We start from the raw sequence: 24,859 nt of genomic DNA, 5'->3' as shown, positions 1-24,859 counted from the left end.
TCAGTATCGGAGCCGGCGAGCAGGTCGACGACGAGTCTTTCCTCTGAGCGGGACACGAGCCCGAAATCGGACTCCCTACAGTGGCCAGCATGAGCAACGCTTTGGACATCGCCTCCGACGGACCGATCCGGACCTGGACGATCAACCTGCCCAGCGTGGGTAACGCGATCACCGGCAAGGACGTCATCGCCGCGTTCGAGACTGCGGTCGACCACGCCAACGCCGACACCGAGGTCCGCGCCGTGATTCTAACCGCTGCAGGCAAGATCTTCTCGGCGGGCGGCAACGTCAAGGAGATGGCCGACCAGGCCGGCATGTTCGGGCTGAGTCCCCTTGACCAACGGCATGCCTATATCGACGGAATTCAGCGCATCCCCCGGGCCCTGGCCCGGCTCGAAGTCCCCTTGATCGGTGCGATCAACGGCGCCGCCATTGGCGCCGGCTGTGACCTGGCGACCATGTGCGATATCCGGATCGCTTCTGAGCGTGCATCTTTCGCGGAGAGTTTTGTCCAACTCGGCCTCATCCCCGGCGATGGCGGCAGCTGGTTCCTGCAGCGCGTCGTCGGGTACCAACGGGCCGCCGAGATGACGTTCACCGGGGACCGGATCGACGCTGCGACCGCGCTGGAGTGGGGTCTGGTCACCCGGGTGGTACCGCACGAAGACCTGCTCCCGGCAGCGCGGGAGCTGGCCGAACGGATCGTTAAGAACCCGCCGCACGCATTGCGGATGGCCAAGCGGCTGCTGCAGGAGTCGCGCACCGGGTCGCTCGAGTCGACGCTGGGAATGGCCGCCGCCATGCAGCCGCTGGCGCACCGCGATCCCGAGCACGAGCAGCGCATCGCCAAGTGGCGGACAAGCTGATGGCTACCGCGCCCCCGCGGTTGGTGCCTGCGGCCGGCATCGAGACCGACGAGACCGCGTCGCTGCGGGCCGAGGTGCGCACGTTCATCGCCGAGCAGCTGGCCGCAGGCACATTCGTCCCGTCGGTCGACGCCTGGTTGTCGCAGTGGGACGAGGACTTCACCGCCGCGCTGGCTGAACGCGGGTGGCTGGGCATGACGGTGCCGACCGAGTACGGCGGGCACGGCCGCACCTTCACCGACCGCTTCGTGGTCACCGAGGAGCTGCTGGCCGCCGGCGCCCCGGTCGCGGCGCATTGGATCGCCGATCGTCAGATAGTCCCGTCGCTGCTCAAGTACGGCACCGAAGCGCAGAAGCAGCGTTTTCTGCCGCGGATCGTGCGCGGGGAATGTTTCTTCGGCATCGGGATGAGCGAGCCGGATTCCGGTTCCGACCTGGCCAGCGTGCGTACCCGAGCCGAGCGGGTCGAGGGCGGCTGGTCGCTGTCCGGCACGAAGGTGTGGACCTCCGGCGCCCATGTCGCCGAAGCGTTCATCGCGCTGGCCCGTACCGAACCGGTGGACCCGCAGCACCGGCATGCGGGCCTGAGCCAGTTCATCGTGGACCTGCGCAGTCCCGGCATCGAGATCCGCCCGATCATCTCGATGAACGGCGCCCACCATTTCAACGAGGTCATCCTGGACAGTGCGGTGGTGCCCGATGACATGGTGTTCGGTGAGATCGGCGACGGCTGGCGGCAAGTCACGTCCGAGCTGGCCTTCGAACGCAGTGGCCCCGAGCGATTCCTGTCCACCTTCCCGCTGCTGGCGGTCTGCGCGGATCGGATGGCCGCCAACGCGATTCCCCGCGATGCGGGTCTGGGGCGGCTGGTGGCCCGTGTCGCGGGCCTGCATCACATGTCGACCGCGGTGGCCGGCGCCCTCGAGCGCCACGATCCGGCCGACATCCCGGCCGCGGTGGTCAAGGTGCTGGGTACCACGACCGAGGGAGATATCGCGGAGTTCGCCGACGTGCTGGATGCCCCCGACGCGATCTACACGGAGTTGGTCCGGGCGGCGGTCGACCAGCGACCGGGTTTCACGCTGCGCGGGGGCACCAACGAGGTGTTGCGTGGGGTCATCGCCCGCGGATTGGGGTTACGGTGACCGGCCGGACGGTCGTCGACCGGGACCTGGTCGACATGATGGACTCCGTCTTCGCCGACTACCGCGCCAAGCCGGCGCCCGCGACGACGGCCGAACTGGATCGCGCGCTGTGGCAGCAACTCGACGAACTGGGCCTGGTGCGACTCACCGGCGCCGAGCAGGACGGGGGCAGCGGCGCCGGGTGGTACGAAGCGGCCGAATTGCTGGGCGCCGCGGCGTCCCATGGCGTTCGAATCCCGTTGGCGGAGCACGATTTACTGGCGTGCTGGCTGTTGGCGGCACTGGGGGCGCCGGCCGGCGCGGCGGTGCGGACGGTGTGCATGCTCGACAAGCACGGACGCGCCAGCGGTGTGCCGTGGGCGGCCGCGGCGGATCACGTCGTGGTGGTGTGGCGGGCGCAGGGCGGATACCGTGCCGCCGATCTCCCGGTCGACGACCTGCACATCATGCCTGGCAGCAACCTGGTCGGTGAGCCACGGGACGAGGTGACCGTCGACGTCACCGACCTGCCCGGGTTACCGGTGACCCTGGCCCAGATCACCCAGTTGCGGCTGAGATCGGGGTTGGTGCGTGCGATTCAGGTGTGCGCCGCACTCGACCGAATCCTGCAGTTGTGCATCGAGCATGTGACTGCCCGTACCCAGTTCGGTCGCCCCCTGGCCAAATTCCAAGCGGTACAACATCTCGTCGCCGACCTGGCCGCCGAAGCCGCGCTCGCCCGGGCAGCGACCGAAGCCGCGTCGACCGCCGGGGTCGCCAGCGATTGGACGGCGCCCGACCTGGAGTTCCTGGTGGCCGTGGCGCGTTCGTGTGCGGGGCACGCGACCTCGGTGGCGGTGCGCAATGCCCATCAGGTGCACGGCGCCATCGGTACCACCCGTGAGCACCGTTTGCACGAATTCACCCGGGCCGCGCTGGCCTGGCGCTCGGAGTTCGGTTCGCTGCGGTACTGGGACGATCAGGTGACCGACGCGGCCCTGTATGCGAGTGCAGGCGGACTGTGGGGTCTGATCACCGGGTCCTGATGGTGTTCCACTGACCGGACAAGCCGGGTTTCATCCCTGATTCAGCAGGGTTGACTGGCCCCATGAGCAACGACATCACGCTGCCGGAATTGCAGGAGTTCATCGCCGGCTTCTGGTACCACTACGACGCGGCGCACTACGACGAGCTCACCGCATGCTTCACCGAAGACATCCGCTATGTCAGCAGAAGCGACAGTGGCACAAGCCCTTTCGAGGAACTGATGTCGCCGGAGCTGCGTGGCCGCGATGCGGTCATGGAGTGGCTGTCCCAACACCGAGAGCAGAGCCCCTACCCGTTGCGGCACCACGCCACCAATGTGCACCGGACCGCCGTCGACCGGGCGCGGTTCTACATCTTCGTCAACCAAGTCGCGAACTTCGTGCCGTTCGCGGTGTCCAGCGGCGTCGCTGAGGTGGGTGTCCGCCGCACGGCCGACGGGTTGCAGTTCACCGACATCGACGTCGTGCTGGACACCACCAACTCGGTGCTGCTCGCCGAGCGGCATGCCGCCACCGGGTCGTGAGCGCCCGCGACACTTTCGCCGGCGGCGTTGCCGTCATCACCGGGGCCGGTGCCGGAATCGGCGCCGGGCTGGCGCGGTACGCGAGCCACCTGGGCATGACGGTGGTGCTCGCCGACATCGATGCCGCGGCGGTGGCGTCGCTGCGCGACGAACTCGGCGACCGCGCCGTTGACGTGGTGTGCGACGTCCGCGACGCGGGTGCTGTTCAGGAGTTGGCCGACCGCACCTACCGGGAGCTGGGTCCGGTCCGGCTACTGGTGAACAACGCCGGGGTCGAGCAATTCGGCTACCTGTGGGACACACCGCTGGCCAACTGGCAGCGCGTCGTCGACGTCAACATCAGCGGAGTCTTCCACGGCGTCAGAGCATTTCTGTCGAAGATGATGGCAACCCGGCAACAGGTGTGGGTATGGAATCTCTCGTCGGTCGGTGCGGTGGTGGCAATCCCGTTGCAAACGCCCTACATCATGAGCAAACACGCGGTCCTGGCAATGACCGAATGTCTGCGTCTGGAGGTGGCAACCGCCGGGCACGACAACCACATTCACGTCCAGGCTGTCCTGCCGGGTGCGGTGACCTCTAACATCTTCGAGTCCGCCGGCGGGGTCGACCTGAACGGCGATGTGGGCATGGCAGAGAAGCAACGGCGAGCCATGCTCGACGTCAAGGCCACGGCCATGGATCCGTGGGCGGCCGCCGCGACGCTGTTCGAGCAGGCGGCCCAGGGACGCTTCTATCTGGTGACCCAACCGTCGGTCGTCGACGCCATGCGCGACCGCGCCGAATCCCTTGCCACACAACGTTGCCCAGAGCTGACATGAGTCTGGATCCGGACGCGGCCGCACGGGTGGCGTCGTTCGGTCCGCTGCCGCCGATGCGGCAGCGCGGCCTGGCCGCGATACGTGCCGCGATCGAAGCTGCTCCGCTGCCCGACGACATGGCCGAGATGGTCTGCATCGACGACGCTTTCGCCGGTTCCGTTCCGGTCCGGGTCTACCGGCCGACCAGCGATTCCGTCGGACCGGCGCTGGTCTACTTCCACGGCGGCGGCATGGTCATGGGTTCCAACCATTCCTTCGAACCGCTCGCCCGCGCGCTGGCATCGACCTCCGGTGCAACGGTCGTGTCGGTCGAATATCGGCTCGCGCCGGAATACCCGCCCCCTGCCCAGTTCGACGACGCCTATGCCGCGGCCGAGTGGGCCGCACGTCAGCCATGGGTCGACGGGCTCGTCGTCGTCGGCGACAGCGCCGGTGGATCACTGGCGGCCGGGGTCGCCCTGGCTGCCCGCGACCGCGGCGGGCCACGGCTCTGCGCTCAGGTGCTGTTGTATCCCGGACTGGATCGCGACATGACCGCTCCGTCCATCACGTCGCTCGCTGACGCACCGATGCTCAGCCGCGACGACATCGACTTCCTGCACGCGGTGGCCGACGGGGACGCCGGCGCACCCGGTGACCCGTACCTGGTTCCGGCCTACGCAGCTGACCTGTCCGGTCTCCCACCGGCCATCGTGGTCACCGCAGGTTGCGATCCGATCCGCGACTGGGGAGAGCGCTATGCGGCCCGGCTGTGCGACGCAGGCGTGCAGACCACCCTGACCCGCTACCCCGGGATGTATCACGGTTTCCTGATGCGGCCCGGGGCGACCGCGCGGGGCCGGTTGGCCATCGCCGAACTCGGAGCCTTGCTGCGCGCCAAACTCGCCAACGGCGTTCCCTTCTAACGTCCCGGTCACCGGACACCCCGGACACTGCCCGGGCCCGCACCCCACACGATTGAACAAGCAACTGCGACAAGGAGACACGTGATGCATTCCGCACAGCGCCGCGAAGAGCTATCGGATGTGCTGCGTCCCGCCGCACCGCCCCGCGAAGTCGCTGACGTCTACACCGATGATCAACGCGAGCGGTTACTCGACGTGGTCCGCACCGAAGGTCCATGGCGGCTGATCATTTCCCAACATTTCGCCTCCGCCGATGAGTTGATCGCGACGATGAGCGGTCTGTTCCCCGAGGGTTACACGCCGTCCCTGGACCTCTTCTTGACCCCGACGTTCCGCGGCTACCTGGCCAACTATGGCGCGGTGCTCTACCCGCAACTGCACGACTGCTTCTATCACGCCCGGTTCCTGGAGATGGCCAAGAGCTACTGGGGTGCCGAATACGCCAAGCCGCAGTTGATGCTGTTCAACATCAACGGCCCCTGCGCCAATCGCGATCCGGGGCACCTGGATTCGCCGAGCTTCCGCGGCGTGCGGCACGAGAACGCACCTACCTGGCTCACCAGTGTGATGGGCAAGTCCGGCCTGTTCACCGAGTACCTGATCAAGACGGCGCAGGTGATCACGTGGTTTTCCCTCGACAGCACCAGCGGATTCACCTACTGGCCCGACGGTCCGCTCAAGGCACCTCAGCGGGTGTTGCCGCCGATCTACAACCGCGGCGTGGTGGTGCAGAACGAAATGATGGTGCACCGCGGCGAGGCCAACGGCCCGCTGGAACACCAGATTCCGGCCGGGCTGGGGTTCGACACCGTGTTCACCGGCGACCCCGGCGACCGCGATCAGTGGTTGCTCAAGAATGGGCACGAGGTGATTGGCCGCCACCACACCGACGAACTCCGTTTCTTGGTGCACTGGTCGGCCGAGGTCTTCTCCGACCTCGACGAACTGAAGAAGAACATGGAGGGCACCGACGACCTGACCGCAGACAAGGCCGTCGACATCATGGTCGACGACGTCAATGCCAGGGGCATCAAGCTCGACATACCCAGCGAGCCGCTGCACAATCCGGAGTTCGTCGCCGCCCTCAATGCCGCTTTCGACATCGGCGGTCCGGCGCAGTATCCAGAGGCGGCGCCCATCAGTGCTTTTGAGTTGGCCTGAGCTTCAGCGCACCACGACCGTGCTGGGTGTGCGCGGCGCACCGAGGTGACGGTGCGACGGCGGTCGGCGGCCGTCCTCGTCGGTGATGCCGTACCGCTCGGCGAGTTCGGCGCCGATGAACGTCTGGCCACTCAGCGCGCCGAGTTCCGGATCGCCGTACAGCGCATCGATCAAATAGCCGGTGAATTCCGGGGTTTCGGCGTGTTCTGCCGTCTTGGCCAGCGCCTTCGGGTTAGCTGCGAAGGCGCCGCGCAGCTTCTCGGTGAGCAAGATGCCCATCCAGATCGAGACCGTCGCGACGCCCGTGCCGCCGAAATCCACTGCCATGTCGGCGACCATCTTGTCCACCCCGGCCTTCTGGGCGCCGTAGGCAGCACCGTGCATGTAGCACACCGAGCCTGGTGACGACGTGAACGCGATCAGCCCGCGGCCCCGTGCGACCAGCAGGGGTGCGGCATACCACGACGCGACGTAACTCGATCGCAGGCCGACATCGAGTACGTCGACAAGCTCAAGAGGCTTCTCCCAGAACGGCTTTGGGTTCACCAAATCATCGGACACCGCCGCGGCGTTGTTGACCAGCAGGTCCAGGCCGCCATGATCGGCACGAACCCGCTCGAACAATGCGGCCACCGCGTCGTCGTCACGGTGATCGAGGCGCACCGCAATCCCACCGGGCGGAGCATCGGTGATGGTGCGACCGGTGGCATACACCCGCCAGTCCTTGGCGGCCAATGCCGCCGCGATACCGCGTCCGGCACCGCGACTGGCCCCGGTGACCACCGCAACATTCATCGAAGCGAATTGTAGGACGGGTGCGGCCGGCTGTTCGGCACCCCCGGCATGGCGCTCAGCCGTCGTCGACGATCGCCAACTCCCCCGCCGCAACGGCCGCCTCGATCGAGTCCCGCAGCGCCGAACAGACCAGGAACAGTCCGCGATGGTGGCCGGCGATCTGCATGGCGGCCCGGCGCTCGAGGCATCGCGCTGATGCGTCGGCGTCCCACTGCACGCTGGTCTGGTTCCAGCTGCTCTTGCGGACCAGTACCTGCGCACCGCAGCTGTGGCAGCCGACCGACGCCATCGGCATGTCGTCGAGGCGGTTGTCGGCGCGGGACGACAGGCTCATGGGACCGAGCCCGCCCTGGCCGCCATATTCGCCTCGATCTGCTTCATCCAGGCCTCGTAGGGCCGGGTGGTGTCCAACTCGAACTCGAAGCGGTCCACCATATCCGGCTGCACCTCGGCGGCGTCGACGTAGAACTGCTGATACCAGCGCCGCAGTTGATAGACCGGTCCGTCCTCTTCGACCAGGAGCGGATTGTCGATGCGCGCCTTGTGCCGCCAGATTTCGACGTCCTGCTCGAAACCCATCTTGACGTAGTCGCCGAGACTGATCGCGGTCTGCATGGCCTGCTCGTCGGGTAGCGACGCCGATTTCTTGACGATGATGCCGTATTGCAGCACAAAGGAATTCGCGTCGATTGGATAGTGGCAGTTGATCAGGATGGTCTGCTGGTCGCCGTCCTCGTAGTGGTAGGTGAGGTCGTCGATCATGAACGACGGGCCGAAGTAGGACGCCACCGAGGTGGTGCCGAGCATGCGCGCACCCTCGGTGCCGCCCATGTCCGGCCGGCCGTCGCCGTTCATGTACTGCGTCGCCACGTGCCCTTCGAAGATGTTCTTGAAGTAGGTGGGCAGCGAGCCGTGAATGTAGAAGAAGTGCGCCATGTCGACGACGTTGTCGATGATCTCGCGGCAGTTGCTGTCGACGACGGTGGTGTACCAATGCCAGTCGGTCCACTCGTCGCTGGAGGCGCCTTCGATGCGCGGAATGGTGGCATCCGGTGCCGGCGGGTTGCGTTCGGGGTCGTTCCAGACGAACAACATGCCGTCCTGCTCCAGCGTGGTCCACGTCGCCGTGCGGGCCAGCCGCGGCGCGCGCTTGGCATACGGGACCTGTGTGCACCGACCGTCCCCGCCCCACCGCCAGTCGTGGAACGGGCAGGCGATCTCGTTGCCTTTCACCTCGCCCTTCGACAGGTCACCGCCCATGTGACGGCAGTATCCGTCGAGCACATTGATGTCGCCGTCCCCGCTGCGAAATACCACCAGCTTCTGACCGAAGGCGTTGATCGCGTGGGGTGTGCCGTCCCCGAAGTCCCGGACCAGACCCAGGCAGTGCCAGCCGCGGGCGAACCGGGTCGGCGCGGCCTGCGCTTCGATGAGCCGGATTTCATCGGCGTCGGTGTGCGAACTCATAGGACCCATTGAACGCTCCCGGCCGGCGATGGGGGATCACCTGTTCCACTGATCAGGAGACCTCTTCCGGTACGGTGCCGCACCGGCCTAGCGTCCCAGGGGTGAGCGCACCCAGCACGACCATCCCGGCCGGACTTCCCGTCGACGACACCTGCGTCGACCTGCTGGTGGTCGGGTCCGGCACCGGGCTGGCTGCGGCGCTGGCCGCCCACGAGCTCGGGCTGTCGGTGCTGGTCGTGGAGAAGTCGTCCTACGTCGGCGGATCGACCGCCCGCTCGGGCGGTGCCCTGTGGCTGCCAGGCGGGCCGGTGCTGGACGAGGCCGGCGCCGGGGACTCCGCCGCGCAGGCGGCCACCTACCTGGACGCGGTGGTCGCAGGATCGGCACCCCCGCAGCGATCGGCCGGCTTCCTGGACCAGCTTCCTGCGACGGTCCATATGCTGCGGCGGACCACCCCGCTGCGGCTGTTCTGGGCCCGGGACTACTCCGACTACCACCCGGAGGAACCGGGCGGCAGTGCGGCGGGCCGCACCTGTGAGTGCTATCCGTTCAACACCTCGATGCTCGGTCCCTATCGGGACCGATTGCGACCCGGCGTGTTGGAAGCCGCGTTCGCGATCCCGACGACGGGTGCCGACTACCGCTGGATAAATCTGGTAACCCGGGTGCCGCGCAAGGGAATTCCCACCTTCGGTAAGCGGATCGCGCAGGGCGTGGCCGGGTTGGCGGTGGGCAGGCGGTACGCAGCGGGCGGGCAGGGTCTGATGGCCGGCCTGTTCGCCGGTGTCCTGCGCGCCGGCATCCCGATCTGGACCGACACCCCGCTGGTGCGGCTCGACGGCGAGGCAGGCCGGGTCACCGGTGCGGTCGTGGCGCACCGGGGCCGGGAGATCACCATCACCACCCGCCGCGGGGTGGTCCTGGCCACCGGGGGTTTCGACCACAACATGGACATGCGGTGGAAGTTTCAGTCCGCATCGCTGGGCGCGCATCTGAGTTTGGGCGCCGACAGCAACACCGGCGACGGAATTCGCACAGCGCAGGATCGGGGCGCCGGCATCGACCTGATGGATCAGGCGTGGTGGTTCCCTGCGATCGCGCCGCTGCCCGGCAAGTCGCCCGCTGTGATGTTGGCTGAACGATCGCTGCCGGGTTGCCTGATCGTGAACCAGCACGGTCGCCGGTTCACCAACGAGGCAGCCGACTACATGTCCTTCGGGCAGCGACTGCTGGCTCTCGAGCGTTCCGGCAACCCGATTGAGGCAATGTGGATTGTCTTCGACCAGCAGTACCGCAACAGTTATGTCTTTGGCGCCGAGCTGTTTCCGCGGATGAAGGTGCCGCAGGCCTGGTACGACGCCGGCATCGCCGCTCGCGCCGACACCTTAGCCGGACTCGGCGCGCGGATCGGGCTGCCGGTCGCGGAGTTCACCGACACGATGAGCAGGTTCAACGAAAATGCCTGTGCCGGTGCGGATCCGGACTTTGGTCGGGGCCGCAGCGCTTATGACCGTTACTACGGAGACCCAACTATCCGGCCCAACCCGAACCTGCGCCCGTTGCGCAACGGGCCGTTCTACGCGGTGAAGATGGTGCTGAGCGACCTCGGTACCTGCGGTGGCGTCAGAGCCGACGGGCGGGCGCGGGTGCTGCGCGAGGATGGCACCCCGATCCACGGTCTGTACGCGATCGGCAATGCCGCCGCCAATGCGTTCGGCACCACCTACCCGGGCGCAGGCGCCACGATCGCACAGGGCCTGGTCTACGGCTACATCGCCGCCTGCGACGCGTCGAATTAGTCGGCGGCGCGCTTGGCGTCGACCTGCTTTTCAATTTCACGCCAGTATCCCGGGGTGGGCCGCGGTTTACCGAACCCGCCCTTGGCTGCCTGCTCGATGATGGCGTTGGCTTCGTCGATGTCTTTCATGAGTTCCAGGGCAAACTCCCGCTCGGCAGCGTAGTACTTTGCCGCCCACCGCAGTGCCATCACCGAGTACGCCCAAGCGGGTTCGGCCTCCGCCCCCTCAGCGTCCTCAATCGCCTTGCGATATCGGGCTTCTGCGTACGCCACGTGTTCGTGTAGCAGTTCCTTGAGCCGGGTCGGGTTGCTCAGGTGCCCGAATGTCACCCGCAACAGCATGCTGTGCTTGAGGACCGGCGGGTCCAGGGGCGCATTGTTGGTCCAGTCGGTGATCGCTGCCATCCCGGCCGGGGTGATCCTGTAGAGCCTGCGGCTGCGGGTGCCCTCGTCACGCTCGACGCGCGACGTCACCAGATCGAGGCTCTCCAGCTTCTTCAGCTCGGTGTAGATCTGGCTGTACGACGGGCTCCAGTAGTAGAGGTCGACGCTCCAGTCGATCCACTTCTTCAGGTCGTAGCCGGAGACTTCGTCCTCATAGGACATCATGCCCAGCAACGCCCAGCTGGTGGCGGCAAGTGCCGGCTTGCCCTTGTCGCTGGTCTGCTCCACTGCGCCAGACTAACAACCGGATGCACCGACTCGCTTACGATGACCGCTGATTGGGACACGGCGTTGCCGGCGCGGCCGGGTCACTGTTCTATGGTGGCGACATGGTGGATTCGTTTGCGTCGATGACTGATTCGTTGCCGGTGTACGAGTCGCTGGCGATGTCGGTGCGACGCCTGATCGACGCGACGATTCGCACCGAGGTGGGCCACGACATCATCGCCGCCGCCACGGCCAAGATCGACAGCGTGACAAGCGAACTCAGCGCCGAGCTGATGCCCGGTACGTTCGGCGAACGCGACATCAACGATGGGCAGGGCATCGCGTCGGGCAATGTCGTTATCGGAGTGCGCAATCCGTCTGCTCCGCCGCTGGTGGTTCATCACGAAAGCGACGGATCGGTATGGGCGGAGTTTGTGCTCGGCGCCGCGTTCGAGGGCCCGATGGGGCACGTGCACGGCGGGATCTCGGCAATGATTCTCGACCACATTCTCGGTGCCACCGCGCACCGGCCGGGACGGCCCGCGTACACCGGGACGCTGACGCTGCGCTATCACCAGCGCACCCCGTTGAATCAGCCGTTGCGCGCCGACGCGTGGGTCGACCGGAGCGAAGGCGTCAAGACATTCGCCGTCGGGCAGATCAGCGGCGCAGATGGCGTATTGGTCTCAGCGGAAGGGGTTTTCATCCATCCGCGCACCTAGGGTGCGTTGACGCTGCGCGCATGGCTACTCGGCTCTGCGCCCACGGCGGCGAAGTGCGAGAGAGCCCCGCCGCCAGCGCAGCGTCAACATCGGAGGCCACCCCGCTCCCGCCGCTCAGCGTTTGCCGTATTCCAGCACGGCTCCCGCCGCGGCCGGCGCCCCGCGGGCGACCACCACGGGCATCGACGTCGATGCGTTGGTGCGCAGAATGGTGTGCACCACGTCGACGAGGTCGTCGACGGGCATCAACTTGCCCGGCATGCAGCCCCGGGACACCCAGAGCGGATATGCCTGCATGGCCAATTCCCGATCCCAGCCGGCATTCATCCCCGTCTGGGCGTCTCCCTCGCCGCCGGCGCACTCGCCAACGATCAGGTTGGTGAAGCCGACGTCGGGGTGCTCAGCGCGCCACGCCTCGACCAGACGCTCCAGCGCTGCCTTGCTGACGCCATACGCGCCGAGTCCGGGCCACGGCGGTCCGAAAGTGCCGGCATCCGAAGACAGGTAAACCACTTTGCCCGCCACCGATGTCAGGTGCGGAATCGCCGCCGCGGTCGCCAACGCCGCCCCAATCACGTTGGTGTCGAACACTTGCCGCCATGTCGCGGCGTCGGTATCGGCCAGCGGGACCAGCGGGCTGATCGCGGGTGCGTAGACGACGTTGTCGATGCCGCCCAGCGCCTCGGCTGCCGCGCCGATTCCCGACTGCGCCGATGCCTGATCAGTCACATCGCATTCGACAGCGATCGCGCCGTGCCCGGCCTCGGCCGCAGCTGTTTCGATGCGCTCACGCCGTCGGGCGAGCAGCGCCACCCGATCCCCACGCTGTGCCAATCCGACACCAATACAGCGCCCCAACCCGCTCGAGGCGCCGATCACCACCGTTCTCGCCATATCGACCTCCGCGACAGAGCATGACATACGCCCGAGGCCGGACGAGAACGGGGTTACCGGTTTCGCAGCATGTCGTTGCCGCGACCGCCTGCGGACTGGTGGCCCGGTCGGGCCCGTCACCGTTTAGCTCCGCTAACTGACGGGTAGTTCTCCTTCTCAGGAGGAAAGAAATGAGCCAGCCCGAGATCGACCCGGTCGACCACTACCGAACCACCCGCCGGCACGCCGGCGAGTCAATGAAGAACGGTGCCAATGCGCCGGGCATCATCGCGGTTGCCGCTGGTGTGATCGCGCTGGTCGTAGGGTTGGCCGCGTTCGCCACGCACCACACGTCGGTCGGGGTGGCGGCGGTGCTCGTTGCGCTCGCGGTCGGTGCCGCCGGCCTGGTGTGGTTACGCCACACTCACCAGCAGGTTCGTGCCGCGGAGTTGCAATGGCACCACGCGCATTCCGACGACGCCGCCCCACCGCCCGCCAGTTGACCACAGGTCGCGGTGCCATTCCGTCGCGCTAGGTTTATCGGCGGAAACTATTTGCGGCCAACGTTTTTCGTGCCAGAGCAGCCGCACCGCGGGTGAGCCGGACAATACGGCCGTATACGGTGGGCTTATGAAATATATTGACGTCGACGGCGTCGGACGGGTGAGCCGGATCGGTCTGGGTACTTGGCAGTTCGGTTCACGCGAGTGGGGGTACGGCGAAAACTACGCCTCAGGGGCCGCACGCGACATCGTGCAGCGCGCCCGTGCCCTGGGAGTCACCCTGTTCGACACCGCCGAGGTGTACGGCCTGGGCAAGAGCGAACGGATCCTCGGCGAGGCACTCGGCGAGGAACGCGCCGAGGTGGCGGTGGCGAGCAAGGTGTTCCCGGTCGCGCCGTTCCCGGCAGTGATCAAGCAGCGCGAACAGGCCAGCGCGCGACGTTTGCAACTGGACCGCATCCCGCTGTACCAGATCCACCAGTCCAACCCGGTGGTGCCCGACACGGTGATCATGCCCGGCATGCGGGACCTGCTCGATGACGGCAGGATCGGCGCCGCCGGCGTCTCGAACTATTCCCTCGAGCGCTGGAAGAAAGCCGATGCGGCGTTGGGGCGCCCGGTCATCAGCAACCAGGTCAGTTTCTCACTGGCCAACCCGGGCGCGTTGGACGACATGGTCCCGTTCGCGGAGCGGGAGAATCGGATCGTCATCGCCTACAGCCCGCTGTCGCAGGGCCTGCTCGGCGGCAAGTACGGTCCCGACAATCGCCCCGGCGGTGTGCGGAGTTTGAACTACCTGTTCGGCACCGAGAACCTCCGGCGGGTCGAGCCGCTGCTGCAGACGCTGCGCGACGTCGCCGCCGAGGTGGACGCCAAGCCTGCCCAGGTCGCGCTGGCCTGGCTGATCAACCTGCCGGGAGTGGTCGCCATTCCCGGCGCATCCAGCGTCGAACAGCTGGAATTCAATGTCGCCGCCGCCGACATCGAACTGAGCAAGGATTCACACGACGCACTGACGGCCGCGGCCCGCGCGTTCCGACCGGTGTCGGCAGGCCGCTTCCTGACCGACCTGGTTCGCGAAAAGCTGCCGTTCTAACCGGGCACGCGGCGGCGACTCAGCGGAGCTGTGAAGCCGCCGGTGTCGTCGAAGTTCGCCCACTGCCCGTCGTCGTCGACCTGCATCCGCCAACCCGACGCATATCGGCCGGCGACGGACTCGGCGAACCACCGGTGCGCTGCCTCCGCGGTGTCGAAATTGCTGGTCGCCACGACCTCGCCGCACGGGTTGAGGGCTCTGAACACCGTCATGCGGACCGGATAACCGCTGCGGACAGCTTTCAATCGCCTGTCTAGACGGTGCGGGCCAGCCGTTCAGCGAGCAGTGCGGCGAAACGCGCCGGATCTTCCAACGCTCCCCCTTCTGCGAGAAGCGCTGTTCCGTACAGCAATTCGGCGGTGTCGGCGACCGCAGCGTCGTCCGGACGGTCGGCGTGCGCCTGGCGTAACCCGGTGATCAGCGGGTGATTCGGGTTCAGCTCCAGAGTCCGCTTACCGACCGGCACCTCCTGCCCGGAGGCCCGGTACAGCCGGGCCAGCGCCGGAGTCATACCGAAGGCGTCGGTGATCAGACAGGCCGGTGACTCGGTCAGCCGAGTGGACAGCCGTACCTCCTTGACGTGCTCGCTCAATGTCTCCTTGAGCCAGGTCAGCAAGTCGGCGAAATCCTTCTCCTGTTCTTCGCGCTCGGCCGACGAGGACTCCTCGTCGGAACCGAGGTCCACCTCGCCTTTGGCCACCGACTGGAGTGCCTTGCCGTCGAACTCGCTGACGGTGCCGACCCAGACTTCGTCCACCGGGTCGGTGAGCAACAGCACCTCGTAACCCTTGGCCTTGAACGCCTCGAGATGCGGTGACTTCTCCAACTGCTGGCGGGATTCACCAGTGGCGTAGAAGATCTGCGTCTGGCCGTCTTTCATCCGTGCCACGTATTCGGCCAGCGTCGTCGGCTCCTCCTCGCTGTGCGTCGAGGCGAAAGAGGAGATGGTCAGCAGGGTCTCCTGATTGTCGAAGTCCGACATCAGGCCCTCTTTGAGCACCCGCCCGAATTGGGTCCAGAAGGTGCGGTAGTCCTCGGGCCGCTCCGACTGAATGTCCTTGATCGTGGCGAGCACCTTCTTGGTGAGCCGCCGGCGGATTGCGTTGATCTGCCGATCCTTCTGCAGAATCTCGCGAGATACGTTGAGCGACAAGTCTTGTGCGTCAACGACACCCTTGATGAACCGCAGGTACTCGGGCATGAGCTCGTCGCAGTCGCCCATGATGAACACCCGTTTGACGTACAGCTGCACACCGGTCTTGACGTCGCGGTTGAACAGGTCGAACGGCGCTTGCGACGGGATGAACAGTAATGCCTGGTACTCGAAGGTTCCTTCGGCTTTCATCGCGATGACTTCCAGCGGGTCGTCCCAGGCGTGCGCGATGTGCTTGTAGAACTCTTTGTATTCCTCGGCTGTGACCTCGTCTTTGGACTTCGCCCACAGCGCCTTCATCGAGTTGAGCGTTTCGGTATCAGTGACCGTCTCTTCGCGGGTCTCGTCGGACCCCTCGTCAGCACCTGCAACGGGGACCTGGATCGTGCGCTCGACCTCCATCCGGATCGGCCACGCGATGAAGTCCGAATACTGCTTGACCAGACTCTTGAGCTTCCATTCCGAGGTGTAGTCGTGCAGCTCGTCCTCGAGGTCCTCAGGCTTGAGATGCAGGGTCACCGACGTGCCTTGCGGCGCACCCTCGACGGCTTCGATGGTGTAGGTGCCTGCACCGGTGGATTCCCACTTGGTGGCCTCGCTCTCACCGGCCTTACGGGTGAGCAATTCGACCTTGTCGGCCACCATGAACGACGAGTAGAAACCGATGCCGAACTGGCCGATGAGCTCTTCGGAGGACTCGGCGTTCTTGGCTTCTTTGAGCTGTTGGCGAAGTTCGGCGGTCCCCGACTTGGCCAGTGTGCCAATCAGATCCACCACCTCGGCACGGGTCATGCCGATGCCGTTGTCCCGGATGGTGAGAGTCCGGGCATCTTTGTCGATGTCGATCTCGATGTGCAGGTCGGAGGTGTCGACGTCCAGATCCTTATTACGCAGCGCTTCGAGGCGCACCTTGTCCAGCGCATCAGAAGCATTCGAGATCAACTCCCGTAAAAACGAGTCTTTGTTCGAGTACACCGAGTGGACCATCAAATCCAGCAGTTGCCGGGCCTCGGCCTGGAATTCCAGCTGCTCGACCTGCGCGTTCATGAGTTTCCTTCCGACGTGTCGATCGCGTCCGAATGTATCGAGACGCGATCCGCCGGTCAGCCTCGGGTGGCGGCTAACAGTCGGTGGTCGTCGGTCGCCTGGCGGCAACCAGTTCGTCGACCACTTCCGCAAGGCAGGCAATCCGGGGGCGGCGGCCATGTCCACGGCGATCCGGCTTCCCGGTGGCGCGGCTGATGCAGCACCGCAACTTTCAGATGACCTGGAAGCTGAGTCAGCACGCCTGGTTCTGGGGCGGGTCCGTCAGCTGCAGACTGTGCGGTGCCCCGCAATGCACCGTCAGGACATCAGCGAGGCCGCACGCGGCGACCGTGCGGGCCACCGACGTTTGGTGGCTGACCAGGCACAACTCGATCCCGCGTTGACGGCACCAGCGCGCCGCGTCAGCCAGCGCCAGGTAGGACGAGCACGACATGAAGTCCACGCTGTTCACGTCGACAATGAAAAGCTGCGGCGCAGTCGCGAACGCCGAGGCTTCGGCGAGCAGTCGACGCCAGGTCTCGTCGTTGTTGGCGTCGATCTCGCCGCCGACGTAGACGATCACCGCCGCGTCGAAGCCCTGCACGGCCGCACGCAGCGTGCTGTGTTCAGCTCCGAGTTCGGCAACCAGGCGGGGCGTCAACCGCACCGGCGCGGCAAACACTTCAGTGACGGCCAGGCTCATGCTGCGCTCCTCCATTCCGTGCAGACAGGGTGGGCATCTGCCCGGGTTCACGCCGCATGTCAGCTGGCTTGGCTCAGCACGTAGCTATTAGGCGGACAGCCGTGAAAACGCAGACAGACTGTCGTGCCAGCCTGCCCGCCGTCGATAAAGCACTCGTCAGCCAACGAGCGCATCAACATGATGCCGCGACCGCGTACCGCGTTGATGGCCGCGGGATTGGGTTCGATCCACCGGCCGTAGTCGCTGATGCAGACCTTGAGTTCGGTGGTCACCGGGCTGTAGGTGATCTGCAGCGTCATGCTGCCGACCTGCTCGACGACCTGGTACGCGTGATCGGCGCAATTGGACAGGGCTTCGTCCGCGGCGAGCACGATGTCGGCCGAGCGGTCCTCGTCGAGTTCCAGGTTGCGGCTCAGCCAGTCGTTCAGGTCGCGCCGGAACATCGCCACGGTGTGCGGGTCAGCGGTCCCGGTGTGCGAAAGCCAGAGCTGGTCGGCTTCACTGAAACCGACCTGATCGCTGGACGTCGTACCGCTCACGGGCTGTGGGCTACCCCATAGGTGGGGCGGATACACCTGATGTGATCAGTCCCCCAGTGCTTTAGGGCGTGACCCGACGGTTTCGATCACCGACCGGGCACCGAAGGGCCGGTCAGCTCAGCTTTTGACGCCGGCGCGGTGCGCTCACCTAGTCAGGACCGAGGTGTAGTAGATGGTGTCGGCCATCGTCACCGAGTCGTGGGCCTGCGGAACCAGGTCCAGCCCGTGCTCGGCCAGCAACTCACTCATCTGGGTGCCGCTGGACTGCCAACCCAGGCGTTGCAGGTATTCGGCGACATCCTTGCGCTCGCCTTCGAAGCCGAGGTTCTCCCAGTCCAACTCGAAGCCGTGCGCACGCCACTTGGCGGTGGACCGGCGCATCATCTCGCGCGCCTGCTCGACGTCGCGCTCGGGCCGGTCCGGGATGGCTTCGACCGCCAACCGGCTGCCCGACGCACTGAGCGCGGTGATGTTGTCCATCAGGCGGTCCTGCGCTTCCGGCGGAAGGTATCCGAGCAGTCCTTCGGCGATCCAGGCCGTCGGCCGGTTCGTGTCCAGGCCTGCCTCGCGCAACGCGGTGGGCCAGTCCTGTCGCAGATCGATGGCGACGGTGCGCAAGTCGACTTTGGGAGCAGCGCCCAGGCCTGCCAGGGTGGTGGTCTTGAACGCGATCACCTCTGGCTGGTCGATCTCGAACACGGTCATGTCCGCCGGCCAGTCCAGCCGATAGGCGCGGGCATCCAACCCGGAGGCCAGGATGACCGCCTGCCGGACACCGGCCTGCACCGCGTCCTGGAAGAACCCGTCGAAGAATCGGGTGCGGGCGGCCATGGCGTCCGGCATGTGCTCGAGCTTCCAGCTCGATTCGTCGTCGTCGACGTCAGCGGCGGCCAGGTCGCCGGACACCCAGCGCGTGAAGAAGTCGACGCCCACGGCGCGGACCAGCGGTTCCGCGAACTGGTCGTCGATCACCGGGTTGTCGGCATTGGTCGCGATCGCGCGGGCCGCGGCCACCATGGTGGCGGTGGCGCCCACGCTGGTGGCCAGGTCCCAGGTGTCGTTGTCGGTACGTGGCACGAAGCATTCCCCTCATCCAACCGGTGATACTTAGCCAGTATAACACTTAGCTAGGTTAATAATCGGTCTGCGCGGGGGTGCAGCGTCAGCGTCGCCCCGGGCCGCCGGGACCTCCTGGGCCCCCGGGCCCGGCGGGCCCGCCGGGCCCACCCGGTCCGCCCGGTCCACCCGGCCCTCCTGGGCCGTTCACCGCGGGCAGCACGAACACGCATTCATTCAGTTCCACGCTCCACGCCCAACCGGGTGCGCAGTCGTCGGCGCGGCTTGGCGCCGGAGTGATCACCACCGGAACCATCGTTGTCGTCAGGGCGACAGCGCCGAGTGCGAAACGCCGCACAGAACGGTTCATCACCCACCTCCTGTATGCAACCGGTAACGAGCGATTGTCCTCCTACCGGGACCTTCGAGGGAAGAGGCGGTACCGGACGGTTTCTCACCTCACCCGAATCGCAGGCCGCGCTTGCGCGCCCACACCACCGCGGCCGAAGTCCCGATCACCCACACCAGCAGCGCCATGCCGAGATGGACAAAGCTTTTCGTGTCGCGCCCGAGCACCGGTCCGATCGCGGCCGGAATCTGGGTCCACAGGAAGCGGTGCTCGACGCCGTCCATCGGGTCGGCGACGTAGTAGAGGGCGTAGGGAAGGGTGATCGCCGTCAGCCAGCCGATGCTGCGGCGCAGATTGTGGCGTTGCCGCCAGCGCCGCAACAGGGGCTCGACGGAGACCGGATGCAGCACCGAGATGACGTTGCCCACGCCGATCCAAGACATGATGGGCACCGCGACGTTCGGAATCGTCATCGCCAGTTGGGATATTCCCTCCTTCCACACCGTCAACGCCGCCGCCGCCGCAAGGGTCGGTATCCCGACGATCGCTATCAGCGCCAGATTCTTGATCACCAGGACCCGCCACAGCGCAACCCCGTCGGACAACCCTTTCGTGACCCGAAAGTGGTCGGCACCAAGAAGATTCGTGGTGGTGACATCGGCGAGAACGAACGAGGAGAAGTAGGTGCTGACCAGGACCACCCAGTCGAGCTGATGGTGATGGAAGTGACGGGTGGAGTGGTGCTCGTAGACGGTGGTCAGCGGTTGCACCAGCAACCAGACCGCAGCCAGGACGAGGTTGGCGACCACGCCGGACAACCAGGTCCACGGCGGCTGGAACGCCCAGCGGATCTCGGCCCACACCGCCGGCAACAGCGGTTTGGCGAAGTCCCGCGCGGCGCGTCGGGCCGCATAAGGGCGAGACGCCGAAGCGCGCACGATCGCCCGTAACGCAGTGCGCAGCCGCGACGCGGTTGCGGTCACGATTCAAAGCTCCCAGTCGACAGTGAAGTCATGCCGAAGCACCAAGTCGACCAGGATATCGGTGCGATCCGCGAGTAACCATGACTCGATCGTGAACGCGTCGTGCGCAAAAAAGGCGTAATTGGTGGATGTTTCGGGCGTGGTTCGCGAGCGGTACACGATGGCGTCCAGATCGTGCCACCAGCGTCGGGCGGCGTCGGCGAGCTGATGGCACTGTTGCCAGACGCGGGCCTGCTGCCCCGTGCTGATCTGGTCGTCGACGTCCAGGGCATCCAGGTTGCGTTGGGTCCGCAGGTCGAGAATCCGCAACGGTCGATTCGAGACCAGACGGACCACGTGCTGATCGACGTGGTCGGCGGGAATCACCCGTCCGGTGTCGCGGTAGCGCTCGCGGAAGGCGCCTTCGTGGGCGGTCGCGGCGTAGCGGGTACGGAATCCTCCCGACGACGGGTCGAACCTGAAGCGCGGCTGGGGAAATCCGCCCCAGGTCCACTGCGCAGGTTCGGCGGCCTCGACCCGCCACAACACGACGCCGGCGGACAGGGTGCGACTGGCCAGTCCGGCCGGTCGCTGCCAGGGCAACGGGCCGCGATACCCGGCCGCAACGCTAGGCACCGACGGCGGCGAGCAGCTGCCATGCCGTGGCGGCGGTCTTCTTCCGGCGCAAACCTTCGGAGATCGACGCGCCCGCCAACTCGTCGCGTCTGATGCGCATGACGCGGTCAGCAGCCACCGCGTCGGAGGTGAATCGCGCGAGCAATTCCAGGATCTGGGGCAGGTCGGTGCGCAACCGGCCATCGGCGAACTGCCAGGACGGGAACCAGGTGTTGTTGCCGACCGTCGCGCCGAGCACTTTGCCGCGTCGGCGCAACTCGTGCACCGCCTGCGGCGTCTCGTAACCCAGGCGCGACTGGACTTCGCGCGTGGAGATGGCCCCGGCCCGAAAGTCGTCCATCAGTCCCTGGCGGCGTTCGTTGTTCAGCGTGCGGGCGGCGGCACGTTCCAGCTCCCCCATGGGCGAGGTCGGCGCGCCCAGCATGGCGTCGAGCAGCTTGGCGAAACCGGGATCGCGCCGAACTCTTTCCTCGACCTGGCTGACGAGCGTGCTCATCGGAGACATGCAACCCATCCTATCCGAACCGCCGCTAATTTAAACAATTGAAACACGCTCAGCCTGGCGGGCGGGAATACCTGCGGCGCACCACCACCACCCCGAGCAAGACCGGCACCGCCAGCACGGCCAGCCATGGGATGAGGAATCCGACCATCAACACAGCGCGGTGAGCGGTCGATAGCAAGGAATGCCAACCACGTTCGAGCGAGCCGAGAAAACCGGCACGGTCCACCGTCGGCTCGGCCGAGAGGTTGACGGTAATGGTGGCGTAGGCGACGTCGTCGTGCAGCGCGGTGCGCTGAGCCTTGAGTGAGTCGAGTTCGGCCTGCCGCTGCGTCAGTGAGGACTCGGCGGAGAGCAGGTCGGCGGTGTTGGTTGCCTTCGCCATCAGTTCCAGCAGCCGGGTGACGGAGGTTTGCAACGCGTCGATGCGCGCATCCAGGTCCACCCGCTGCGTGGTGACATCGGTGTAGCGGATCGACATCGATTGCACTGCACCGAGTTTCTTGGCGTCAGCCAAGATGGCATCCACCTTGTCTGCCGGGATGCGCAACACCAGATCAACCATCGGTGACGACGACGTCGAGTGCTCGGCTCGGGAGTCGACCCGTCCACCGGCATCGCTGACGGACGACACCAGCCGGTCGGCGGCCGCCGCGGGTTCGGCCACCCGCAGCCGCAGCGATCCGTTGGTGACGACATCGCGGGGTGTGGAGAAATCTTGCGGGGCTTCTGGTGACCCCAAAGGTGCCGGGACGACGGTGTTTTCCGCTATTCCACCTCTTATCGCCGGCCGGCCCGCCATCGTGGACGGCGCGGGTTTGCCTGCCACCGCGCCATTGCGCGTGGCGGCGGCGGAGTCCTCACGGCCGAGCGACCAGACCCATCCGGTAGCCAGCACCAGCAGGCCCGCCACCGCCACCGCAATGACGTTGCGCAGCTTGACTGTTCGGGGCTCGCGTGCGGACCTGGACGTGATCGCGACGGGAAGACCTGAGTCGGTGCCCCGGTCCCAACCGGCCGGCGCTTCGACGGGTTGCAGCACGCGGTGCGGGATCTGCCCCTCGGCTATCACCCGGCCTTCTCGGCTGGCGACGTAGGCGGTGAACCGGCACAGCACGCCGAACCGCACCGAGGTGTCGACGATCCGTTGTGCCAGTTCGGGGCGCGAGCCGTGACCGTTGCCGGCGAATGCTGAGACGTACCAATCCTCGAGGTCGCGCAGATGCGCCCGCGCCCAGCGGGCGGTGACCCCGAGGGCGTCACAGCGCTCTACCGTCACAGTCCTGGACCACGCCTCGCCCGAACCGCTGACACCACTGACCGTCAGCGACCCCGTCGCATCCCCGCGGTACCGGCCGGCCACCACCAGCGGGATGCCCGGATAGAGGTCGGGTAGCCGGGCCGGGCTGGCGGTGTCGTCGATGGTCGCCAACCCCTCGGCGCTCAGGGTGAGCGCGTACGCGAGGGGCGTTTGGATGCGGCGGTGAATCGATTCCATCGCTTCGTCGAGGCGGTCTTCACTTTCGACGAATTCGGCGCTGCCGCCGCCCATTCCGGCCAGCCGGCCGAGGAATCCCCCGTTGGCAACCTGATCGATGCCGACCGCATGCACCCGTACCGCGCTCAGGTCATCGGCGACGCCGCGCAGGATCTGGTCCTCGTTGCCCACGTGTCCATCGGTGACCAGGACGACGACGGCGTCACGCGCATCCGCAGTCCCGCATAGCAGTTCGAGTGCATGGCGCAGGGGCGCGAGGAGGTCCTTGCCGCCGGCGGCATCGACGCGGGCGAAATGCTCGACGGCGCGGTACCGGTTGCGGTCGCTGGCCTCGACCAGTTCGTCGGGGAGGCCCTGCGGGTGGTCGAAGCGGTCGGCGAAGGTGAGCACCGCGAACCGGTCGTCGCTGCGGAGGGAGTCGATGATGCGTGCAGCGGCCCGCCGCGCGGCAGGCATCTTCCATCCGGCCATGCCGGCGGAGCGGTCCAGCACCAGCACCAGATCGAGCGGACGCCGCGGTGCGCCGTCGTCCGGCGGCAACACGGTGAGCTGGTAGGTGCCCTCGTCACCGTCGGCGTCGGGAACCAGGACGAGCGTCGCGGTGTGGTCGTCGGTGCCATAACGCAACCGCAGGATGAAGTCCCGGTCAGCTCGTTCGCCGGGCTGCACCCGTAAGCGTCCATCGTCGCAGGCCACGGTGGGCAGGTTGGAGCGCACCTCGGACAGATCCAGACCGGCGGGATCGATCCCGACCTCGATGCTCAGTGCAACCGGATGGGGAAATCCGGGCAAGAGCACCGGCGGGGTGATGCGCGACGCGTCGGGAACCGCGTCGGTGTCGTCGGCGTAGCCGTCGCCGACCGGGAGGCCGGTGCGCGGCTTGCCGGGCACGTATCGCGGCGCAACGACGAGTGGAATGCGCAGCGTTGCCTCGCCGTCCCGGTAGCTCAGCGGGTTGACCAGCGTGATCGCGACGCCGATCCGCTCACCCGGCTTCAAGTTGGCGACCCGCATGGTGAAGATGTCCGGTCGCTCCTCCTCGGTGATGGCGGCCGCCCGGCCCGCCGCGACCGCGTCGTCGTAGGCCCGGCGAGCAGCCTCCCGCTCACGTAACTCGGCGGCGACGGGCCGGCCGTCGACCGTCACCTGCATCCGGGTGACCGCGGCGTGTGCGGGCAGTGGGAAGACGTAGCTGGCCTCCAGCGCAATGTCGAAGGTGTTGACGAATTCCTGGCGCACCTCGATTTGGCTGGTGAGCCCGGTGATCTCGACCCGCACGTCGATGCGATCGAGCGGGAGGTTGCCTCGCTCGGTGCGCAGCGCGCCCAACCCGGAGGGGCTGTCGGCGTGCTGCGCCGCGGTCGCTGATGTGACGTTGGGGACGGTCATGATGAGCTCCGATCATCAAGGGCCAGCAGACCGCGATCGGCCAGCAGTTGCATCAGCGGCGCGGCGGCCGCCCGGATCGCGTGGATGTCGTCGTGGTCAGGCTGACCGGGGACCAGCAGCAGCGTGCCACCGGGCAGACTCACCGCGGTCAGCGTGGTGACCTCGGCATCGCTTGTGCCGTTGGTTGCGGCCTCGGTGGGCGGATCGGCCCAGAACCGGGCTCTGCGGGCGGGCTCCGGCGTGGGTGTCGATACTGCCTGCACGCCCAGCAGGTGGTCGGGCACGCCGGCGATGGCCCGCAGCTTGTCCTCGCCGGCCCCGGCCAGCTCGGCCTGGATGTCTGCCAGCGAAAATCCCTGTGCCTGCAGTCTTTTCACGGCGACGATCTGGAGTAGTTGGCGGGTGGTGTAGACCGCATTACGCCCCTGCATGACCGGCCGGTCCACCAGCCCGGTGGTGGTGTACCAGCGCACGACGCGTCGATCAGGCAGGTCGCGGACCCGCCCGTTGCGCGCACCCGGGTATGCAGGACTGTCCAGCGCGGCGGCCACCCGGCCGACCAGCTCATCCAGGGTCCACGACGGACTGTCGGGCATGAGTTGATAGTGACACTGTTAGCATTACACTGTCAATGTTGGTGCTCAGGTCGCGAATTTCCGGTTCGCATGGTGGATGCTAGGAAGGCCATTCATGT

The 24,859-nt window shown here is 66.6% G+C and carries 26 protein-coding genes; 11 read left to right on the top strand and 15 right to left on the bottom strand.

Going from position 1 to position 24,859, the window contains the following annotated elements:
- Window positions 1-89 precede the first annotated feature (89 nt).
- The 7 genes from AC5Y5Z_RS00580 (at window position 90) to AC5Y5Z_RS00550 (ending at window position 6,447) form a co-directional block, all read left to right on the top strand.
- On the top strand, window positions 90-866 hold the full coding sequence (locus AC5Y5Z_RS00580; protein ID WP_499922798.1) for a crotonase/enoyl-CoA hydratase family protein: 777 nt from the start codon (window positions 90-92) through the stop codon (window positions 864-866).
- Window positions 866-2,011 (top strand): acyl-CoA dehydrogenase family protein, encoded by a 1,146-nt coding sequence (locus tag AC5Y5Z_RS00575; protein WP_499923162.1) that lies wholly within the window; start codon window positions 866-868, stop codon window positions 2,009-2,011. Before AC5Y5Z_RS00580 ends, AC5Y5Z_RS00575 begins: the two co-directional genes overlap by 1 nt.
- A gap of 35 nt (window positions 2,012-2,046) precedes the next feature.
- The gene (locus AC5Y5Z_RS00570; RefSeq protein ID WP_499923160.1) at window positions 2,047-3,036 is read left to right on the top strand and encodes an acyl-CoA dehydrogenase family protein; all 990 of its coding nucleotides are present in this window, start codon (window positions 2,047-2,049) and stop codon (window positions 3,034-3,036) included.
- A 62-nt stretch (window positions 3,037-3,098) separates the two neighbouring features.
- Window positions 3,099-3,560, top strand: coding sequence for a nuclear transport factor 2 family protein (locus tag AC5Y5Z_RS00565; protein ID WP_499922796.1), 462 nt, complete (start codon window positions 3,099-3,101; stop codon window positions 3,558-3,560).
- The gene (locus tag AC5Y5Z_RS00560; protein ID WP_499922795.1) at window positions 3,557-4,381 is read left to right on the top strand and encodes an SDR family NAD(P)-dependent oxidoreductase; all 825 of its coding nucleotides are present in this window, start codon (window positions 3,557-3,559) and stop codon (window positions 4,379-4,381) included. Before AC5Y5Z_RS00565 ends, AC5Y5Z_RS00560 begins: the two co-directional genes overlap by 4 nt.
- The gene (locus tag AC5Y5Z_RS00555; protein WP_499922793.1) at window positions 4,378-5,286 is read left to right on the top strand and encodes an alpha/beta hydrolase; all 909 of its coding nucleotides are present in this window, start codon (window positions 4,378-4,380) and stop codon (window positions 5,284-5,286) included. The genes AC5Y5Z_RS00560 and AC5Y5Z_RS00555 overlap by 4 nt, the downstream gene beginning before the upstream one ends.
- A gap of 84 nt (window positions 5,287-5,370) precedes the next feature.
- On the top strand, window positions 5,371-6,447 hold the full coding sequence (locus AC5Y5Z_RS00550) for a hypothetical protein (RefSeq protein WP_499922792.1): 1,077 nt from the start codon (window positions 5,371-5,373) through the stop codon (window positions 6,445-6,447).
- Window positions 6,448-6,450: 3 nt separating this feature from the next.
- Here the strand turns inward: AC5Y5Z_RS00550 and AC5Y5Z_RS00545 are convergent, their stop codons facing one another.
- Genes AC5Y5Z_RS00545 through AC5Y5Z_RS00535 form a run of 3 tightly spaced genes read right to left on the bottom strand, consistent with a single transcriptional unit; the run spans window position 6,451 to window position 8,709 of the window.
- Window positions 6,451-7,242, bottom strand: coding sequence for an SDR family NAD(P)-dependent oxidoreductase (locus tag AC5Y5Z_RS00545; RefSeq protein WP_499922790.1), 792 nt, complete (start codon window positions 7,240-7,242; stop codon window positions 6,451-6,453).
- Window positions 7,243-7,297: 55 nt separating this feature from the next.
- Window positions 7,298-7,576, bottom strand: a complete 279-nt coding sequence (locus AC5Y5Z_RS00540) for a ferredoxin (RefSeq protein WP_463824660.1) — start codon at window positions 7,574-7,576, stop codon at window positions 7,298-7,300.
- Entirely contained in the window at window positions 7,573-8,709 is a 1,137-nt protein-coding gene (locus tag AC5Y5Z_RS00535; protein WP_463824661.1) for a 3-ketosteroid-9-alpha-monooxygenase, oxygenase component, read from the bottom strand. Before AC5Y5Z_RS00535 ends, AC5Y5Z_RS00540 begins: the two co-directional genes overlap by 4 nt.
- A 101-nt stretch (window positions 8,710-8,810) precedes the next feature.
- Between AC5Y5Z_RS00535 and AC5Y5Z_RS00530 the strand changes: the two genes are divergently transcribed.
- Entirely contained in the window at window positions 8,811-10,508 is a 1,698-nt protein-coding gene (locus AC5Y5Z_RS00530) for a 3-ketosteroid-delta-1-dehydrogenase (protein WP_499922788.1), read from the top strand.
- On the opposite strand, the gene AC5Y5Z_RS00525 is transcribed toward AC5Y5Z_RS00530, so the two are convergent.
- A complete protein-coding gene (locus AC5Y5Z_RS00525; protein ID WP_499923158.1) occupies window positions 10,505-11,116 on the bottom strand; it encodes a PadR family transcriptional regulator in 612 nt (203 codons plus the stop codon). The two genes, AC5Y5Z_RS00530 and AC5Y5Z_RS00525, sit on opposite strands and share 4 nt — an antisense overlap.
- A gap of 164 nt (window positions 11,117-11,280) precedes the next feature.
- Between AC5Y5Z_RS00525 and AC5Y5Z_RS00520 the strand changes: the two genes are divergently transcribed.
- Window positions 11,281-11,880, top strand: a complete 600-nt coding sequence (locus AC5Y5Z_RS00520) for a PaaI family thioesterase (RefSeq protein ID WP_463824663.1) — start codon at window positions 11,281-11,283, stop codon at window positions 11,878-11,880.
- A gap of 114 nt (window positions 11,881-11,994) precedes the next feature.
- Here AC5Y5Z_RS00520 and AC5Y5Z_RS00515 read toward each other — a convergent pair whose 3' ends face one another.
- Window positions 11,995-12,762 (bottom strand): SDR family oxidoreductase, encoded by a 768-nt coding sequence (locus AC5Y5Z_RS00515; RefSeq protein WP_463824928.1) that lies wholly within the window; start codon window positions 12,760-12,762, stop codon window positions 11,995-11,997.
- 182 nt (window positions 12,763-12,944) lie between these two features.
- On the opposite strand from AC5Y5Z_RS00515, the gene AC5Y5Z_RS00510 reads away from it, so the two are divergent.
- Both AC5Y5Z_RS00510 and AC5Y5Z_RS00505 read left to right on the top strand, forming a co-directional pair.
- A complete protein-coding gene (locus AC5Y5Z_RS00510) occupies window positions 12,945-13,256 on the top strand; it encodes a hypothetical protein (protein ID WP_463824664.1) in 312 nt (103 codons plus the stop codon).
- Window positions 13,257-13,383: 127 nt separating this feature from the next.
- On the top strand, window positions 13,384-14,352 hold the full coding sequence (locus tag AC5Y5Z_RS00505) for an aldo/keto reductase (RefSeq protein ID WP_499922786.1): 969 nt from the start codon (window positions 13,384-13,386) through the stop codon (window positions 14,350-14,352).
- Here AC5Y5Z_RS00505 and AC5Y5Z_RS00500 read toward each other — a convergent pair.
- The 10 genes from AC5Y5Z_RS00500 to AC5Y5Z_RS00455 all read right to left on the bottom strand — a co-directional run bounded on the left by AC5Y5Z_RS00500 (window position 14,349) and on the right by AC5Y5Z_RS00455 (window position 24,761).
- Entirely contained in the window at window positions 14,349-14,564 is a 216-nt protein-coding gene (locus AC5Y5Z_RS00500; RefSeq protein ID WP_463824666.1) for a hypothetical protein, read from the bottom strand. The two genes, AC5Y5Z_RS00505 and AC5Y5Z_RS00500, sit on opposite strands and share 4 nt — an antisense overlap.
- A gap of 41 nt (window positions 14,565-14,605) precedes the next feature.
- Window positions 14,606-16,552, bottom strand: coding sequence for a molecular chaperone HtpG (gene htpG, locus AC5Y5Z_RS00495; protein ID WP_499922784.1), 1,947 nt, complete (start codon window positions 16,550-16,552; stop codon window positions 14,606-14,608).
- 232 nt (window positions 16,553-16,784) lie between these two features.
- On the bottom strand, window positions 16,785-17,234 hold the full coding sequence (locus tag AC5Y5Z_RS00490) for an anti-sigma factor antagonist (protein ID WP_499922782.1): 450 nt from the start codon (window positions 17,232-17,234) through the stop codon (window positions 16,785-16,787).
- A gap of 59 nt (window positions 17,235-17,293) precedes the next feature.
- Window positions 17,294-17,773, bottom strand: coding sequence for an ATP-binding protein (locus tag AC5Y5Z_RS00485; RefSeq protein ID WP_499922781.1), 480 nt, complete (start codon window positions 17,771-17,773; stop codon window positions 17,294-17,296).
- 144 nt (window positions 17,774-17,917) lie between these two features.
- Window positions 17,918-18,850 (bottom strand): SAM-dependent methyltransferase, encoded by a 933-nt coding sequence (locus AC5Y5Z_RS00480; RefSeq protein WP_499922780.1) that lies wholly within the window; start codon window positions 18,848-18,850, stop codon window positions 17,918-17,920.
- 438 nt (window positions 18,851-19,288) lie between these two features.
- On the bottom strand, window positions 19,289-20,116 hold the full coding sequence (locus AC5Y5Z_RS00475) for a hypothetical protein (RefSeq protein ID WP_499923156.1): 828 nt from the start codon (window positions 20,114-20,116) through the stop codon (window positions 19,289-19,291).
- Between the two features lie 48 nt (window positions 20,117-20,164).
- Entirely contained in the window at window positions 20,165-20,776 is a 612-nt protein-coding gene (locus tag AC5Y5Z_RS00470) for an RES family NAD+ phosphorylase (protein ID WP_463824671.1), read from the bottom strand.
- A complete protein-coding gene (locus tag AC5Y5Z_RS00465; protein WP_473139517.1) occupies window positions 20,769-21,281 on the bottom strand; it encodes a hypothetical protein in 513 nt (170 codons plus the stop codon). Before AC5Y5Z_RS00465 ends, AC5Y5Z_RS00470 begins: the two co-directional genes overlap by 8 nt.
- 49 nt (window positions 21,282-21,330) lie before the next feature.
- Window positions 21,331-24,165, bottom strand: coding sequence for a DUF4349 domain-containing protein (locus tag AC5Y5Z_RS00460; RefSeq protein ID WP_499922773.1), 2,835 nt, complete (start codon window positions 24,163-24,165; stop codon window positions 21,331-21,333).
- Window positions 24,162-24,761 carry a MerR family transcriptional regulator gene (locus AC5Y5Z_RS00455; protein WP_499922770.1) on the bottom strand — a complete coding sequence of 200 codons (600 nt, stop codon included), beginning with the start codon at window positions 24,759-24,761 and terminating at the stop codon, window positions 24,162-24,164. The genes AC5Y5Z_RS00460 and AC5Y5Z_RS00455 overlap by 4 nt, the downstream gene beginning before the upstream one ends.
- Between the last annotated feature and the right edge of the window lie 98 nt (window positions 24,762-24,859).

The organism is Mycobacterium sp. NGS29 (genome assembly GCF_059812965.1).
Note: the sequence above shows the minus strand (reverse complement) of the source record. Positions and strands in the feature narration are given on the sequence as shown.